The 15,348-nt window shown below is 69.6% G+C and carries 17 protein-coding genes; 9 read left to right on the top strand and 8 right to left on the bottom strand.

Annotation, left to right across the window (positions count from 1 at the left end):
• Positions 1 to 17 precede the first annotated feature (17 nt).
• The 5 genes from QFZ27_RS12565 to QFZ27_RS12545 all read left to right on the top strand — a co-directional run bounded on the left by QFZ27_RS12565 (position 18) and on the right by QFZ27_RS12545 (position 4,515).
• The gene (locus QFZ27_RS12565) at positions 18 to 1,028 is read left to right on the top strand and encodes an ABC transporter permease (RefSeq protein WP_429226731.1); all 1,011 of its coding nucleotides are present in this window, start codon (positions 18 to 20) and stop codon (positions 1,026 to 1,028) included.
• A gap of 74 nt (positions 1,029 to 1,102) precedes the next feature.
• Positions 1,103 to 1,696: a GNAT family N-acetyltransferase gene (locus QFZ27_RS12560; RefSeq protein WP_429226730.1), complete on the top strand. Its 594-nt coding sequence runs from the start codon at positions 1,103 to 1,105 to the stop codon at positions 1,694 to 1,696.
• A gap of 100 nt (positions 1,697 to 1,796) precedes the next feature.
• Positions 1,797 to 2,186: a VOC family protein gene (locus tag QFZ27_RS12555; protein ID WP_429226729.1), complete on the top strand. Its 390-nt coding sequence runs from the start codon at positions 1,797 to 1,799 to the stop codon at positions 2,184 to 2,186.
• Positions 2,187 to 2,402: 216 nt separating this feature from the next.
• Positions 2,403 to 3,650: an MFS transporter gene (locus QFZ27_RS12550; RefSeq protein ID WP_429226728.1), complete on the top strand. Its 1,248-nt coding sequence runs from the start codon at positions 2,403 to 2,405 to the stop codon at positions 3,648 to 3,650.
• 247 nt (positions 3,651 to 3,897) lie between these two features.
• Positions 3,898 to 4,515 (top strand): LysE family translocator, encoded by a 618-nt coding sequence (locus QFZ27_RS12545; RefSeq protein WP_429226727.1) that lies wholly within the window; start codon positions 3,898 to 3,900, stop codon positions 4,513 to 4,515.
• A gap of 41 nt (positions 4,516 to 4,556) precedes the next feature.
• Here QFZ27_RS12545 and QFZ27_RS12540 read toward each other — a convergent pair whose 3' ends face one another.
• From QFZ27_RS12540 to QFZ27_RS12530, 3 genes are all read right to left on the bottom strand, one after another.
• Entirely contained in the window at positions 4,557 to 5,117 is a 561-nt protein-coding gene (locus QFZ27_RS12540; protein ID WP_429226726.1) for a nucleotidyltransferase family protein, read from the bottom strand.
• 1 nt (position 5,118) lies between these two features.
• A complete protein-coding gene (locus tag QFZ27_RS12535) occupies positions 5,119 to 5,661 on the bottom strand; it encodes an NAD-dependent epimerase/dehydratase family protein (protein ID WP_429226725.1) in 543 nt (180 codons plus the stop codon).
• 95 nt (positions 5,662 to 5,756) lie between these two features.
• Complete coding sequence (locus tag QFZ27_RS12530; RefSeq protein ID WP_429226724.1) at positions 5,757 to 6,728, bottom strand: RluA family pseudouridine synthase; 972 nt, start codon at positions 6,726 to 6,728, stop codon at positions 5,757 to 5,759.
• A gap of 156 nt (positions 6,729 to 6,884) precedes the next feature.
• On the opposite strand from QFZ27_RS12530, the gene crcB reads away from it, so the two are divergent.
• Entirely contained in the window at positions 6,885 to 7,277 is a 393-nt protein-coding gene (gene crcB / locus QFZ27_RS12525) for a fluoride efflux transporter CrcB (RefSeq protein ID WP_429226723.1), read from the top strand.
• 89 nt (positions 7,278 to 7,366) lie between these two features.
• Entirely contained in the window at positions 7,367 to 7,870 is a 504-nt protein-coding gene (locus QFZ27_RS12520; RefSeq protein ID WP_429226722.1) for a hypothetical protein, read from the top strand.
• Positions 7,871 to 7,873: 3 nt separating this feature from the next.
• Here the strand turns inward: QFZ27_RS12520 and QFZ27_RS12515 are convergent, their stop codons facing one another.
• The 4 genes from QFZ27_RS12515 to QFZ27_RS12500 form a co-directional block, all read right to left on the bottom strand.
• The gene (locus QFZ27_RS12515) at positions 7,874 to 8,557 is read right to left on the bottom strand and encodes a DUF2459 domain-containing protein (protein WP_429226721.1); all 684 of its coding nucleotides are present in this window, start codon (positions 8,555 to 8,557) and stop codon (positions 7,874 to 7,876) included.
• Positions 8,554 to 9,441, bottom strand: a complete 888-nt coding sequence (locus QFZ27_RS12510; RefSeq protein ID WP_429226720.1) for a hypothetical protein — start codon at positions 9,439 to 9,441, stop codon at positions 8,554 to 8,556. Before QFZ27_RS12510 ends, QFZ27_RS12515 begins: the two co-directional genes overlap by 4 nt.
• Positions 9,442 to 9,509: 68 nt before the next feature.
• A complete protein-coding gene (locus QFZ27_RS12505; protein ID WP_429226719.1) occupies positions 9,510 to 10,433 on the bottom strand; it encodes an aspartyl/asparaginyl beta-hydroxylase domain-containing protein in 924 nt (307 codons plus the stop codon).
• Between the two features lie 94 nt (positions 10,434 to 10,527).
• Complete coding sequence (locus QFZ27_RS12500) at positions 10,528 to 11,388, bottom strand: TrmB family transcriptional regulator (RefSeq protein WP_429226718.1); 861 nt, start codon at positions 11,386 to 11,388, stop codon at positions 10,528 to 10,530.
• Between the two features lie 89 nt (positions 11,389 to 11,477).
• On the opposite strand from QFZ27_RS12500, the gene QFZ27_RS12495 reads away from it, so the two are divergent.
• Both QFZ27_RS12495 and QFZ27_RS12490 read left to right on the top strand, forming a co-directional pair.
• Positions 11,478 to 11,933 carry a VOC family protein gene (locus QFZ27_RS12495; RefSeq protein ID WP_429226717.1) on the top strand — a complete coding sequence of 152 codons (456 nt, stop codon included), beginning with the start codon at positions 11,478 to 11,480 and terminating at the stop codon, positions 11,931 to 11,933.
• Between the two features lie 344 nt (positions 11,934 to 12,277).
• The gene (locus tag QFZ27_RS12490) at positions 12,278 to 13,876 is read left to right on the top strand and encodes an amidohydrolase family protein (protein WP_429226716.1); all 1,599 of its coding nucleotides are present in this window, start codon (positions 12,278 to 12,280) and stop codon (positions 13,874 to 13,876) included.
• On the opposite strand, the gene QFZ27_RS12485 is transcribed toward QFZ27_RS12490, so the two are convergent.
• The gene (locus QFZ27_RS12485; RefSeq protein ID WP_429226715.1) at positions 13,824 to 15,140 is read right to left on the bottom strand and encodes a replication-associated recombination protein A; all 1,317 of its coding nucleotides are present in this window, start codon (positions 15,138 to 15,140) and stop codon (positions 13,824 to 13,826) included. The genes QFZ27_RS12490 and QFZ27_RS12485 overlap by 53 nt on opposite strands.
• Between the last annotated feature and the right edge of the window lie 208 nt (positions 15,141 to 15,348).

The following is a 15,348-nucleotide window of genomic DNA, read 5'->3' as shown; positions in this document are numbered from 1 at the left end:
GGAGGACGTCAGGGACGATGAGGAAAGAACTGGGGCTGGCGATCCTGATCCTGGTGATCGGCTGCGTCGTGGCGCTGCTGCAGCCGCGCTTCATCTCGACGGTGAACCTGGTGAACATGGCGAATCTGGTCGGCCTGTACGGGCTGTTCTCGATCGGCCAGGGGCTGGTGATCATCACCGCCGGGATCGAGCTGTCGGTCGGGTCGATGTTCGCGCTGATCGGCGTCGTCTTCGTCGACATGGTGGTGAACTGGGGCTGGTCCTGGCCGCTGGCCCTGGCCGCCGCGATCGGCATGGGCGGGGTGTTCGGCGCCATCCACGGCTTCCTGGTGGCGCGGGTCGGCATCCAGCCCTTCGTCGTCACCCTCTGCGCCCTGCTGATCTACCGCGGCGCCGCCCGCTACTACACCGACGACGCCACCGTCGGCTTCGGCTATGGCGGCGATTTCGACACGCTGGCGCAGTTCGCCACCGGCCGCAGCTTCGGCGTCCCGAACAGCTTCCTGGCCATGGTGGTGGTGGCGCTGGTGATGTGGGTGGTGCTGCACCGCTCGGTGTTCGGCCGCTATCTCTTCGCGGTCGGCAAGAACGAGGAGGCGGCGCGTTATTCCGGCATCAACACCCGGCTGGTGATCGGCTCGGCCTATGTCATCTGCGGCCTCCTGGCCGGCCTCGCCGCCGTGTTCCTGGCCTTCTACACCAACTCGATCCAGCCCTCGGCGCACGGCAATTTCTACGAGCTCTACGCCATCGCCGCGGCGGTGCTGGGCGGCTGCTCGCTGCGCGGCGGCGAGGGCTCGATCCTCGGCATCATCCTCGGCACCGTGCTGCTGCAGGTGCTGCAGAACCTGGTCAACCTGCTCGGCATCCCCTCCTCGCTCAACTTCGCGGTGATGGGCACGGTGATCCTGATCGGCGTGCTGGCCGACCAGCATCTGCAGAAGATGCGCGCCGCCCGCCTGGCCCGCGCCGTCCCGGTTGCCGCGGACCGGTCGCCGGCGGTGGCGGGATCGGCGCCGAAGCCCTGACCGGGGGCGCAGCCCCGACGAATCAGCGTGCGCCACACGACGTCGAGGGCCATGATCGTCCCTCGGAGGCGCCAATGTCCGAATCCTCGATGCCGATCGTGGCGGTCGTCGAGCCGGCCGAAAGCGAGCGAGCCGTCGCCACCATCCTGCTGGCCTTCGCCACCGATCCGATGGCCCGCTGGACCTACCCCGACCCGCAGCAGTACCTGCTGCATTTCCCGGGCTTCATCCGCGCCCTCGGCGGCACGGCCTTCGCCGATGGAACCGCCTGGCAGGCCGACGACCATGCCGGGGCGTCGGTGTGGTTGCGGCCGGGCGCACATTCCGACGAGGAGGCTTTGGGAGCGCTGATCGAAACGACCCTTCCACGGGAGAGACAAGGCGAGATCGGCGCCATCGTCGAGCAGATGGCCCGGCACCATCCGGTCGAGCCGCACTGGTACCTGCCCCTGATCGCCGTCGACCCGCTGCACCAGCGCAAGGGCTATGGCGCGGCGCTGTTGCAGGCTGGCTTGCAGCGCTGCGACCGGGAGCATCTCCCCGCCTATCTCGAATCGAGCAACCCCGCCAATATCGGGCTGTATCAGCGGCACGGCTTCGAGATCACGGGGACGATCCAGGCGGAGTCGTCGCCGCCGGTGACCCCGATGCTGCGCGCCGCGCGCTGACGGGTCGTGAGCCGGCAGGCGCCGGCCGCCGCGGGATCGTCACCGAAACCATGATACCCTCTCCGGATGGTGGCGCTCCGCCGTCCGATGGGAGGCAACGATGCCCGAACACGGCACCTTCGTCTGGAACGAGCTGAACACCCGTGATCCCCAGGCCGCCTGCGACTTCTACGCCAGGACTCTGGGTTGGACTGTCGAGTCGATGCCGATGGCGGCCGGCGGCGAGTACCTGATCGCCAAGGTCGGCGACCGGATGGTCGGCGGCATCTTCGATATCCGGAACCTGCCCGGCATGGACCAGGTGCCGCCGCACTGGTTCGCCTATATCGAGGTCGACGACGTCGACGCCCGCGTCGCCGCGGCGCAGCAGGTCGGCGGCTCCCTGATGCGCGACATCTTCGAGGTGCCGGGCGTCGGCCGCATCGCCATCGTCCGCGACCCGACCGGCGCCGTCGTCGGCTGGATGACCTCGGCCCCCCAGCCCGGCTGACGGCTGCGGCCGGCCCCAATCCGCGCTGCCCCGGAATTGGGCAGCATCGATGGTCATGTGACCGGTTCTTGAGCGATCCGGCGGCGGCAGGCCGCTGGGCGGGATGGCTTGGTCCCGAGAATTCCTACTCCCTCTCCGCGACCGGCAAGTTGGCACGGTTCCTGCGAGATGCGATCCGGCCGCCGAGGCCAGGTCAGTATCGCGTCTGGAGCATCGATGGCCGACGTCAATCAACCGCCTGCAAGCTCGACCGCCGCCGCCAATCGGGCGCTGTGGATCTCGACCGTGGCCTTCACCCTGTGCTTCGCGGTCTGGACGCTGTTCGCGATCATCGGCATTCGCATCAAGCAGGAGCTCGGCCTGAGCGAAGCCGAATTCGGTCTTCTCATCGGTCTGCCGGTGCTGACAGGATCGCTCAGCCGCATCCTGCTGGGCATCTGGACCGGCCGGTACGGCGGCAGGGTCGTCTACACCGCAACGATGCTGTCCGCCGCCCTGGCGACGTTTCTGCTGTCCCGCGCCAGCACCTACCCGGAGATGCTGATCGCGGGCCTCGGCGTCGGCCTCGCCGGCGGGTCGTTCGCCGTGGGCGTCGCCTATGTGTCGCCGTTCTTCCCGCCGGAAAGGCAGGGCACGGCGCTCGGCATCTTCGGTGCCGGCAATGTCGGCGCGGCGGTGACCAAGTTCCTCGCCCCCTTCGTCCTTCTGGCCTGGGGCTGGCAGGCGGTGGCGGAAATCTGGGCCCTGGCCCTCGCCGTCATGGCCGTCGTGTTCTGGTTCACGACCAGCGACGACCCGGAATACCGCAAGCGCAGGCTCCACGGAGCCGCGCCGAAGCCCTTCCTGCAGGAATTCGTCCCGCTGAAGAATCCGCGGGTCTGGCGCTTCTCGCTCTACTATTTCTTCGCCTTCGGCGGGTTCGTCGCCCTGTCGCTCTGGCTGCCGCGATATCTCGTCGGGGCCTACGGGTTCAACCTCGAGACCGCCGGCATGCTCGCGACCGCCTATTCGATCCCCGGCAGCGTCTTCCGCGCCTATGGCGGCGTCCTGTCGGACCGGATCGGCGCCAGGGCCGTGATGTATCTGGTGTTCATGGTCTCCGCCGTGGCGACGCTGATCCTCGCCCTGCCGGCGGCGTCGCCCTTCGCGATCGGCCCGATCGTCTTTGTCGTCGTCGTCTTCGCGCTCGGCTTCGTCATGAGCCTCGGCAAGGCCGCGGTCTTCAAGCACATCGCCGCCTACTACCCCGAGAGCATCGGGGCCGTCGGCGGTGTGGTCGGCATGATCGGCGGGCTCGGCGGCTTCGTCCTGCCGGTCGCCTTCGGGATTCTGAAGGACGTGACCGGTCTGTGGTCGAGCTGCTTCCTGCTGCTGTTCTTCATCGTCGCCGCCTCGCTGTGCTGGATGCATCGCACCATTCGCCTCACCGCCGCCGCCTCGACCCGCGCCGGCGCATCGGCCTGACCGCCGGGGGCGGGATTTTCTGCCGGATTGACCGTGCCGGCCCCGCCCCTTATCTTGCCGCCATGCTTCGAGCCGCTTCCCATCGCCTGCAACAACGCCGCCGCAATCCGGCGGTCGCTGTCGCTTGCGCGCCCGGGACGAGGCTGCGGTCTTCCTGACCGGCGGCTGACGGCCCGACGCACGACGCCCCGCCACTCCGGCGGGGTTTTTGTTGATCCTCGCCGGCTTCCTGCCTTCGGAGAGCCCGATGATCGACCTGCACCTCCTCCTCGCCTTCATTGCCGCCGTCACCCTGGTCATGCTGATCCCGGGGCCGAACGTCGCCCTGATCGTGGCCAACAGCGTCGCCTGGGGACCGCGCTATGGCCTGCTGACCGTGTTCGGCACCAGCTCGGCCATGGTGCTGCAGCTCGGCCTCACCGCCCTTGGCATGGCCGAGGCGCTGGGCACCGCCGGCGGCTGGTTCGAGACGCTGCGCTGGATCGGCGTCGCCTATCTGGTCTGGCTCGGCATCGCCCATTGGCGCGCCCCGCCGGCCGACCTGACCCAGGTTGCGGCGCAGCCGAAATCCGCCGGCGCGATCTACGGCCGCGCTGTGCTGGTGTCGCTGACCAACCCGAAGACGCTGCTGTTCTACGGCGCCTTCTTCCCGCAGTTCATCGACCCGGCGCGGCCGGCCGGCGCCCAGGTGGCGCTGCTGTCGGCGGTGTTCCTGCTGCTGGCCGTGGCGCTCGACGGCAGCTGGGCGCTGCTGGCCGGCCGCGCCCGGACCCTGCTGGCCCGCCACGGCCGGCTGCGGCAGCGGATCACCGGCAGCCTGCTGGTCGGCGCCGGCATCGGCCTGGCCCTCGCCCGCGGCAAGTAACAGGGCCGAAGCGCGGCCTGCGACGCCGGCCCTGCCCTCGTCTATTCCGCGATCGTCAGCCAGGGCCAGCGCGCCCGGTACGCCTCGGCCTTGGCGCGGAACAGCTCGGGCGACGGGTTCAGCGGATTGGGCCGGAGGATGCCTTCGGCCATGTCCGCGAGCCCGTTCGGGGCGTAGAGCCGGCCCGTTTCCACCTCGATGCCGATGCAGGTGCATTGCACCAGGTAGCGGTCGATGCCGTCGGTCGCCGAGCGCAGCTGCGGATAGGCGCCGCCGAAGCGCTGCCGATACCAGAGATGGACCCGGGCCTGGTTCTTGACCTCGACCGGCGCGCCGAGATCCGCGAACAGGGCGGCGGCCTGCCGGATCACCGCATCCTCCGCCTCCCAGGACAGGTCGCTGTCGTCGAAGTAGAAGACGTCGTAATCCTTGACCGAATTTTCCGGCGGCTGGCCGGAATGCCGGTTCCACACCGCCTGGAACAGGCAGCCGGCGGTCAGGAAGCACTGCGGCACGCCGAGCCCCGGCAGCCGCCGCATCAGCGCGGCGTTCACCGGATTCTCCATCGCCTGGGCGATGACGTCTTCGGCAGAGATCGGCATGCTACTCCTCGGCAGACAAGGCGCGCCGGAACTCCGCGGTCAGCCGGTCGTCGTCCCAGTAATTCTGCCTCAGCCAGTCCGGCGCCGCGACCAGCGCCGCCGGGTCGTGCGGCACCCAGCCGACGCGGATCACCCGGGCCGAGCGCGGCCCCGCCGCATACATCGCGGCCAGGCTCCCCAGCGCCAGCTTGGACCGGCCGTAGCTGTTGATCGCGGCGCCGTGCTTCGGCGCGGCCCAGTCCGACGACGCGACCACGATCCGCCCGACGCCCTGCGCCGCACAGGCCGCGAACAGCCGGGTGGCGTCGCTCACCGCCCGCCAATGCACCGCCTCCGGCGCATCCGGGTCCGCCGAGGTCGCCAGATGGATCAGCGCATCGGCATCCCGCAGAGCGGACGCGATCATCGGCTCGCCGTAGTCGACCGTCGACAGGTCGACCCGGATCTCCGCCCCCGCCGCCCGGTCGATGCCGATGCAGCCCGGAAAGGCCAGCCGCAGCCGCCGCCCGATATTGCCCTCGGATCCGGTGATGATCAGCGTCAAGGTTCCATCTGCTCGCTTGAGGGAACGCTCGTAGTTTGCGTTGCCTCTCCCGCTCGCGGGAGAGGCAACGCGCTTGTTCCGGCGCCGTTGAGCTCTTAATCTTCCGGCCCTTCCGGCTTCGCCTTGGTGTCGAAGTCGAAGTAGCGGAAGGTCGTCGTCATATGCGGCGGCAGGGGCGCGGTGACGTCGATGGTGCCGCGCGTCGGGTGCGGCAGCACCAGCCGGCGGGCGTGCAGATGCAGCTGGCGCGGCAGCTCGGCTCCCGTGATCACGGCCTTGCCGGCGCCGTACTTGCCGTCGCCCAGGATCGGGGTGTTCAGCGCCGCCATGTGCAGGCGCAGCTGGTGGGTGCGGCCGGTGACCGGCCACATCGCCACGAAGGCGGCGTGCCGGACCGCGGCCTCGACCACCGAATAGTCGGTGACCGCCCGCTGGCCCTCCTCGTCGTCGTCCTCGACCACCCGGCCGACATTGCTCGGCGACCGCGCCAGGGCCAGGTCGATGCGGCCCCGGTGGGGATGCGGCACGCCGACGGTCACCGCCCAGTATTCCTTGCGCGTGGCGCGCTCGCGGAACGCCTCGGCGAGCCGCCGCGTCGCCTTGGCGGTGCGGCCGATCAGCAGCACGCCCGAGGTATCCTGGTCCAGCCGGTGGATCAGCCGCGGCCGCTCCTTGGCGTCGAACTGCAGGTGGTCGAGCAGCCCGTCGACATGCGCCTTGACCTTGCCGCCGCCCTGCGTCGCCAGGCCGGACGGCTTGTTCAGCACGATCACGTCGTCGTCCATCAGCAGGATGGCGCGCTTCAGCTCCGCCGCCAGGCCCTGCTCCTTCTCCGCCTTCAGCGGCATCGGCGCGCGCGGCACCGGCGCCTGCGACGCGGCCTCGTCGAGCGGCGGGATGCGGATGGTCTGGCCGGTCTCCAGCCGCTGCGCCGCCTTGGCACGCTTGCCGTCGACCCGGACCTGCCCGGTGCGCAGCAGCTTCTCCAGCCGGCCATGGGTCAGGCCGGGGAAGCGCTGGCGGAACCAGCGGTCGAGCCGCAGCTCGCCGTCGTCCTGCGTCACCATGACGGTCTGCACCGCGCGCGGCGCTGGGTTCCCGGAAGGCGGGGTGGCGTCGGCCGAAGGCTTCGGCGCAGGATGGTCTTTGCGGGTCGACGGTGGGGAGGGCGTTCGGCTCATCGGCGTTGTGTAGCACGAGGGACCCGAGGAGGGGATCGTCGCGTGGGGACATATCTGTGGGTCGCGGCCGGCAGCGCGCTGGGCGGCATGGCGCGGTACTGGTGCTCCCTCTGGGCGATCGAGCGCTTCGGCGCGACCTTCCCCTGGGGCACGCTGGCCGTCAACATCCTCGGCTCCTTCGTCATCGGCCTGTTCGGCGGCCTGACCGGGCCGGACGGCCGCTTCCTGGTCAGCCCGGATATGCGGATCTTCGTCATGGTCGGAATCTGCGGCGGCTACACCACCTTCTCCTCCTTCAGCCTGCAGACCCTGGGGCTGATGCAGGACGGTGAATGGGTCCGGGCCGGCGCCAATGTGGTGCTGTCGGTGGTATTGTGCCTGGTCGCGGTCTGGCTCGGCGTCAGCGCGGCCGGCGTGGCGCTGAAAGGAGTTTGATGGCGCAGGTTTTTCCCGCCATCCGTGCATAAAGGGATATTATCGCCGCACAGGGGAATCGAGTCGTTCCAGGACGGGGAGAACAGGCGATGAGGCTCGGGATCGTGGCAGGAATCGTGCTGCTGGGGGTGCTGGCGGGCTGCGCACCGAAGCCGCTGCCGCCCGACCCGACCGCCGAGCAGCTGCTGGCCCACGGCGCCAAGCCGATCCCGCGCATGGCGCTGCTCGAGCGGCTGACCGACAAGACCGTCTACGGCACCTTTTCGGTCGACACCAACACCGACAAGGCCGGCGACGCCTGGACCGAATACTTCGCCCCGGACGGGCAGCTCTGGTACCGCGACCGGCGCACCACGTTCCGCGGCCGCTGGCATGTGCCGGACGACAGGGACGAGCTGTGCCTGAGCTTCCGCGAGGGCGAGGAGCGTTGCGCCAGGCTCTACGAGCTCGGCACCACGCTGCAGTTCATCTCGGCCGCCCAGGGCCCCTACCAGGGCCGCGCCATCTCCTATGCCGACAAGACGGCGGACGGCGACCTGGAGGGCTTCGTGCCGAAGAAGCCGGAGCCGCGCAAGCGCCGGCAACGGAAGTAGGCCTCACCCCAGCGGCCACATCACGCCGAAGCTGAACGGCGGCCACAGCGCGGTCGGCACTCCGGCGGCGCGCAGCGCCTCGGCGGTCCAGACGTTGCAGGTGCGCCAGGGGCGGTAGGTGCCGTGCGCGGCGTAGAAGGCCTCATGGGTTCCGGTCCCCGGCGGCGCCACCGGCACGCCGCGCCCGGCCGGGTCCAGCGCCGCCGTGCCGCGGATGAAGCCGATCAGCGCCTCGCGCCCCACCCGGTCCAGCGCGAGCCGCTTGCAGCCCGGCACGCCCGCGGGATCCAGCACATAGGCGACGTGCAGGGCACTGGGGCCGCCGCCGAACAGCGCCGCCATGGCGGTGCGGAAGCGGAGATCGGCCCAGCTCGGCGTCTCGCGATAGAAGGTCAGGTCGCCCCAGCCGAAGGCGACATGCAGGTTCGGCACGAAGGCGACCGGCACCGCATCCGGGAACACCGCGGTCCAGTCGACCAGCCCGTCCCATGCCGGCAGCACGATGTCGGTGTGGGTCAGGGTGGCGCAGACATAGGCCGGCGGGTCGCTCGCGGCGACTTGCTGCGCCCGGCCGCCGAGCGGCACCAGGGCCAGCGCGAAGGCGACGCTGATGTAGAGTATGGCGAGGCCGAGCAGCCCCGCCACCAGCGCGGCGACGGCCGCCAGAGCCAGGCGCAGCGCCCTCATCCGCGCACCCCGAAGATCCAGCCCTCGGTGCGGGCGGTCGCGGGGTCGAGGCCCGGCGGCGACCAGACTGCACGGTCCGCCGCCAGCGCCCGCAGCCCGGCCGCGGCCACCAGCGCGTCGGTGGCGTGGTCGGTCAGCGGATCGGGCGCGATGGCCGGCCCGCTGCCGAGTCGCGCCAGCGCCGCGTCGAGCCCGGCGCGGTCGCGCACCTTGGCGCTGAGGGTGCGGCCGGCGCGGCGCCAGAACAGCCGTGGGAAGATCTCGACCATGACCAGCGGCTGCGCCGCCGGCGTCTCGAACGGCCACACCGCCAGCCGCCCGTCGAGCCGGCTGCGCAGATGGTGCAGCACCCGCATCCCGGCCAGCGCGCCGGGCCCGACCGTCTTCGGCCCGAACTGCTTGAACGGGCTGTCGGGCGCGCCCAGCCGGTCGCGGCGGCACGCCATCTCGGCGGCGCGATGCGGCTCGACCCAGCCGGCCGGGCGCGGCCCGCGATGCCAGAAATCGGCGACATAGTCGGCATGGCGGGCGAAGCCGGCGCCGTGGAAGTCCGGCGCTTCGCCGGCGACCCGATCGACCAGCGCCCACAGCGCCCGGGCATCGCCGCCCGGCGGCAGATAGCCGGCGGCGACGGCAAAGGGCAGCGAGAAGGCGCAGTCGATCCCGGCCAGGACCCGGCCGCCGCCTTCGGCCTGGGCCTCGAGCCATCCGGCCACGGCGGTTCGGGTCCAGCGCCGGCCGGAGGGCGGCGGCAGCAGCACCGGCCCCTCGGCGCCGGCCCGGCACTCGGCCACGGCGACGCCGTCATAGGCGCCGACCGCCCCGGACCAGTCGATGGCGACGAAGCGGTCGAAGGCGGCGGTCTGTTCGCTGTCGGATGTCACGAGGGCCACCCCTGGCGAAGGCAACACCGGCAAGCCTGGTTCAGGGGCGTGGCCGAAGCGTGGCGGAGTTACGCGAGAACCAGGAAGGCGCCGAGCAGCCCGCCGAAGAAGGCGTATTTGATCGCGTAGTACAGCTTCCGGTTCTTCTTCTTGATGCCCTTGAAGTAGGACCGGATCGGATAGATGTAGGCGAACGCCTTGTTCAGCCCCGAGACCTTGTCGCCGTCGGCGTTGCGGGTGGCGCCGGCCTGGATCAGGTATTTGGCGAAGAAGCGGTTCACCGCCAGGGCCCAGCGGAACCGCATCGGCCGCTCGACGTCGCAGAACAGGATCACCCGGTTCTCGTCGGAGAAGTTCTCGGCGTAGTGGATGAAGGTCTCGTCGAAGACCACGTCCTCGCCGTCGCGCCAGCTGTAGGACTTGCCGTCGACGATGATGCGGCAGCGGTCGTCATTCGGCGTGATCAGGCCGAGATGGTAGCGCAGCGAGCCGGCATAGGGGTCGCGATGCGCCACCAGCTTGCCGCCCGGCGGCAGCGAGGTGAACATCGCCGCCTTGAGGCTCGGGATGGTCTGCACCAGCGCCACCGAGCGCGGGCACTGCGCCGCGGCCGAGGGCAGCGGGTCGCCGTACCACTTCAGGTAGTAGCGCTTCCAGCCGCGCCGGAAGAACGAGTTGAAGCCGACATCGTCGAGCTTGTCCGAGCCCTTGATGTCGCCCTCCTCCTGCAGCCGCAGCGCCTCGTCGCGCAGCACATGCCAGTTGTCCTTCAGCGCCTGCAGCTCCGGGAAGCTGCGCGGGTCGTGATAGGGCGTGCTCGGCACCTTCGAGAACAGGTACATGAAGCAGTTGATCGGCGCGAAGAAGGTCGAATGGTCGGTCAGCTGGCGGGTGAAGCGGTGCCGCACCTGGCCGCGGAAATGCACCCACAGCGCCGACGCGATATAGGCGTAGACGATCAGGAACTTCGGGGCGAACACAGCGGCCAGCATCAGGGCCATACCTCCAACCGGGACCCGGGCGACGGGACCCGGTTTGCGACCAATTCGCACGCTCTATACCACCCCCGCCGCGCCGCCGATAGGTTCAGGGCGCCGCAGGCCCGGGCTGCCTGGGCAGGAAGCGGATCTCGCGCAAATCCTGCAGCGCCTTCTGCCACAGCGTCTCGAAGCCCTGGGTCAGGCTGGCGGCCAGTTCGCGGTCATGCACCAGCAGCGAGGCGAAGCGCCCCTCCGGCACGAAAGGGTGGTCGAGCGACAGGATCACCGTCTCGTCGTCCAGCACGTGGAAGGGGTGGCCCAGCTCGCCCGAATAGCGCAGCCCCGACAGATGGCCGAGCGCGCCGCCATGGCGCCGCAGGAAGCCGACCAGCCGCGGCGCGGTGCGGTCGGAGAAGCCGAAGATCGCCCGGTGGTCCAGGCCGCGCCCGGAGGCCGCGCGGGCGAGGCGCTTGAGCACGTCGAAGCCGGAATCGGCCTGGCGGTCGATGGCCGAGAGATCGCCCTCCTCGAGATAGGACAGCACCCTCCGCCGCGCGCCGGCGAGGCGGGCGAGATGGCGCTTCACATGGCTTTCGGTGCCCAGCGCCAGATCGACCACGCCGCGGCCGCCGCGCAGCCGCCCGGGCAGGTCGCGCAGGGTGGCGCGCAGCTGGTCGGCCTGGGCCGCAAAACTCTCCGCCCGCTCGCGCGCCAGCTCGACCAGCCGGTCGACCACCGCGTCCGGCGACAGCGCGGCATACAGCTTGGGCCGGCTGTGCTGGATCTCGCACAGGCCCAGCCGGGCCAGCTTCTCCATCGCCAGGTAGATCTTCGAGGTCGGGATGTCGCCCTCGCGGCACAGACTGGCCGCGTCCGAGACGCCGAGAATCCCCAGGGCCACCAGGGCCCGCTTCTCGTAGAGCGAGAAGCCGGCTTCGTCGAGCAGCGCCAGGTCCTGCCATCGCATGATCGCTTTCTACTCCAGAAAGTAGATGAAAGCGAGCGGGCGGCCGCGGACAATCTCCCCATCGGCAACAACTCTTTGGGGAGAGAGAGATGAGCGAGGATCTGAGCCACCTGAAATATCCGGAGGCCCCGGCGCAGGTGATCCCGAGCTTCTGGGTCGGGGAGGTGGAGACGCTGCGCGACTTCTATCTGGAGAAGCTCGGCTTCGGCCACATGATGGGCATCGTCGGCAAGGACGGGAAGTTCGACTTCGGCATCGTCCGGCGCGACGGCATCATGGTGATGATGGGCCGGCCGCAATCGCCCGGCGCCGGCATCGCCAAGGGCCAAAGCGGGGCCCGGCCGCTCGACATCTACTTCTACGTGCCGAATGTCGACGGCTTCCACGACGAGGTGCGGTCGCGCGGCGTGGCGGTGGCCGAGGCACTGAGCACGCAATGGTGGGGCGACCGGACCTTCGCGGTGAAGGACCCCTACGGCTACTCGCTGTGGTTCTGCCAGACCGTCGGCGCCCCCGAGCCGCCGCCGGGCGTCACCATGGTGTGAGGAGAGCGGGCGGGCCTGCCGCCTGCCCCGCTTCCGACGCCCATGGCGCGATGGCACGCTTCGCCATCACGCCATGGGCCAATGTCGCGATTTCGGCTATGATGCCGGCGTGTCGCAGCAATCATTATGCTGCGACACGCCGAATTTTTTGATGCCGCCATATTGATCCCAATTGGAGACCGGCGATGCCTCTCGATATCGACAGGCGAGGTTTCAATCACAGCGTTCTGCTTCTGGCCTTCGCCGCAGCGTGCCGCCCGCTGCCGTTGCCGGACCCGCTGAAGGCCGACGGCGAGATCGTCGACGTCCATTGCCATCTGTTCAACGGCAAGGACCTGCCGATCGTGACCTTCATCACCAAGGTGGTGATCCCCGAGAATGAACCGGCCCAGCTCCGAGCCAGGTCAGCCTACGGGGTGGAGGATCCGACCGTCCTGGAGTCGGTGCTGGAGCTGTTCAAGGATTCGCTCCTCACATGGACGCCCTCGGCGGCCAACGAGATCGACTATCTGCGCGGAAGGGTCCGGCAGGTGTCGAGCGGCACGGAGCCGGGCGCCCGGTCCCGGATGCTGGACGCCCTGACGGATGTGGTCCGCGGCCGGCAGGCCGGGCCGGACAGGGCGCTGACCCCACGCAATGCGAAGATTGACCGGCTCCGCGGCCTGCTGCTCGATGCCGGCGGCCGCGCGGGCATGAGGAGCCTGAACCGATCCGCACCGATCTCGGAGGACAATGCGCGGCAGGTCGCTCTCGTGGCCTATGAGAACCAGAGCAGCCTCGGCATCTATCTGCGATGGTTCACGCTGTTCATGCAGTACCGGCACGAACTGGCCAGGCAGTTGATCCGCCACCTCGCCAATGACGGGAAAACGCCCGTCCTACTGGTGCCGCTGATGATTGACTACTCGAAATGGCTCGGCGAGGAACCGGCGAAGGGCTCATCGCTGCGGCAGCAGGCGGAGGTCTTCGGGCTGATCTCGCAGCAGCAGCGGAAGGCGCCGGCGATCCACGGCATGGTCGCCTACGATCCTTTGCGGGCGGTCTATCATGAACGGCGTCCGGTCAAGGAGCCGGAAGACCCGCTCGGGGTGGTGCGGGAGGCCTTCGGGACGCACGGTTTCCTCGGGGTCAAGCTCTACCCGCCGATGGGATTCCGCGCTACCAGCAACACCGACGGCCAGGGCTACCCCGACCATGTCGTGCGGGACCTGGGCGCCGCCGGGCTCGGGAAGAGCCTCGATGATGCGCTGGACCGGCTCTACGACCTCTGCCTGGAGGCCGATGCGCCCGTGATAGCGCATGGGGCGATCACGCAGGGCGCCGGCCTCGGCTATGCCAAGCGCACCGACCCGGCCTATTGGCTGAGGGTGATCGAGCGGAAGAAGGGCCTGCGCGTCTGCATCGCCCATCAGGGCCGGTTCGGATATCTGTCCGAAGCGCCGGAAACCAACCGCCAGATCTATGAAGACATCATCAGCGGCTACATCAAGGCCAACCCGGACAGCCACCTCTACATGGACATCAGCTACCTGTCGGAGGCGCTGAGCTCCAGCGTCGCCGAACGGCAATGCTATGCCGACCGGCTGAGCGGGTGGGTCCGGGAGTACGACCCGAAGGCCGACCACATCCTGTTCGGAACGGACTGGGTCATGGTCGGGATCGAGAAGACCAGCGACGTCTACACCCGGTATATCGTCGAGTTCCTCCAAAAGGACTGCCATTTCAGCCGCGGCCAGGTGAATCGCATCCTGCGCCAGAACGCCGGTCGCTACCTCGGGCTGCGCGACGGCGACAAGACACGGGACAGGCTGTTGGGCTTCTACGACGCCAACCACATGCCCGCGTCGCTGCTGCCGCGCTTCTGGGAGGAAGAAGAGCCGGCGCCGGCTGTCACTCGCTCCTCTGTCCCCGCAGCTTGCCCCAGTAGTCCAGCCGCTTCCTGATCTCGCGCTCGAAGCCGCGCTCGACCGGGCGGTAGAACTCCTGCCGGTCCATGTCCGGCGGAAAATAGTTCTGGCCGGAGAAGCCCTCGTCGGTGTCGTGGTCGTAGGCGTAGCCCTTGCCATAGCCGATCTCCTTCATCAGCCGGGTCGGGGCGTTCAGGATGTGCATCGGCGGCATCAGGCTGCCGGTCTCCTTGGCAGCCCGGGCGCTGGACTTGAAGGCGGTGTAGGCGGCGTTCGATTTCGGCGCCGTGGCCAGGTAGATCACCGCCTGGGCGATCGCCAGCTCGCCCTCCGGGCTGCCCAGCCGCTCATAGGCGTCCCAGGCCGCCAGCGACTGGGTCAGCGCGGCCGGGTCGGCCATGCCGATGTCCTCGACCGCGAAACGCACCAGCCGGCGCACGACATAGAGCGGGTCCTCGCCGCCGGCCAGCATCCGCGCGAACCAGTAGAGGCCGGCATCGACGTCGGAGCCGCGCAGCGATTTGTGCAGCGCCGAGATCAGGTTGTAGTGGCTCTCCTGCGCCTTGTCGTAGACCGGCGCCCGGCGCTGCACCGTCTGGGCCAGGCCGGCGGCGTCGAGCGGCGCCGCCGGCTTCAGCGCGAACAGCTCCTCCGCCAGGTTCAACAGATAGCGGCCGTCGCCGTCGGCCATGGCCTTGACCGCGTCGCGCGCCTCCGGCGCCAGCGGCAGCTTCCGGCCCTCCGCCGCCTCGGCCCGCTGCAGCAGCTCCTCCAGCGCGGCGAAATCGAGCCGGTTCAGCACGAAGACCTGGCTGCGCGACAGCAATGCCGCATTCAGCTCGAAGGACGGGTTCTCGGTGGTGGCGCCGATCAGGGTGATGGTGCCGTCCTCGACCACCGGCAGGAAGGCGTCCTGCTGGCTGCGGTTGAAGCGGTGCACCTCGTCGACGAACAGCAGCGTGCCCTGGCCCGCGGCGCGCCGGCCGCGCGCCGCCTCGAACACCTTCCGCAGCTCGGCCACGCCGGAGAAGATCGCCGACAGCGGCTCGAAATGCAGGTCGGTGTGCTCGGCCAGGAGGCGGGCCAGAGTGGTCTTGCCGCAGCCGGGCGGCCCCCACAGGATCATGCTGGCGATGCGGTGCGCCGCCACCATCCGGCCGATCGGCCCGTCCGGCTTCAGCAGGTGGTCCTGCCCGACCACCTCGGCGATGCTGCGCGGCCGCAGCCGGTCGGCCAGCGGCCGCGGCGCCTGGTCGGCGAAGAGGGAGGGCGTGTCGTCGGATCTGGGAGAGCGAGCCATGATGGCGCGCATCGTCGGTCAGCGGCCGTCGCGGCGCAATGGCGAGCTTCGCAGCCCCGGGCGGCCAGCCACAATCCGGCCATGCTTTCGCCCGGATGTGATCACGGTCACTTCGCCCGGAACTTTTGCAGTGCAAAAGGCGAACGACCATAGCCCTATAACCCCGACAATTGACAACCCCCCATGCAGGCACGACCCTCTTGGCCGG

The sequence above is a fragment of the Inquilinus ginsengisoli genome (assembly GCF_050434925.1).
GTDB lineage: Bacteria > Pseudomonadota > Alphaproteobacteria > DSM-16000 > Inquilinaceae > Inquilinus > Inquilinus ginsengisoli_B.
The sequence above is the reverse complement of the archived record's forward strand: the minus strand, read 5'-3'. Positions and strand labels throughout refer to the sequence as shown.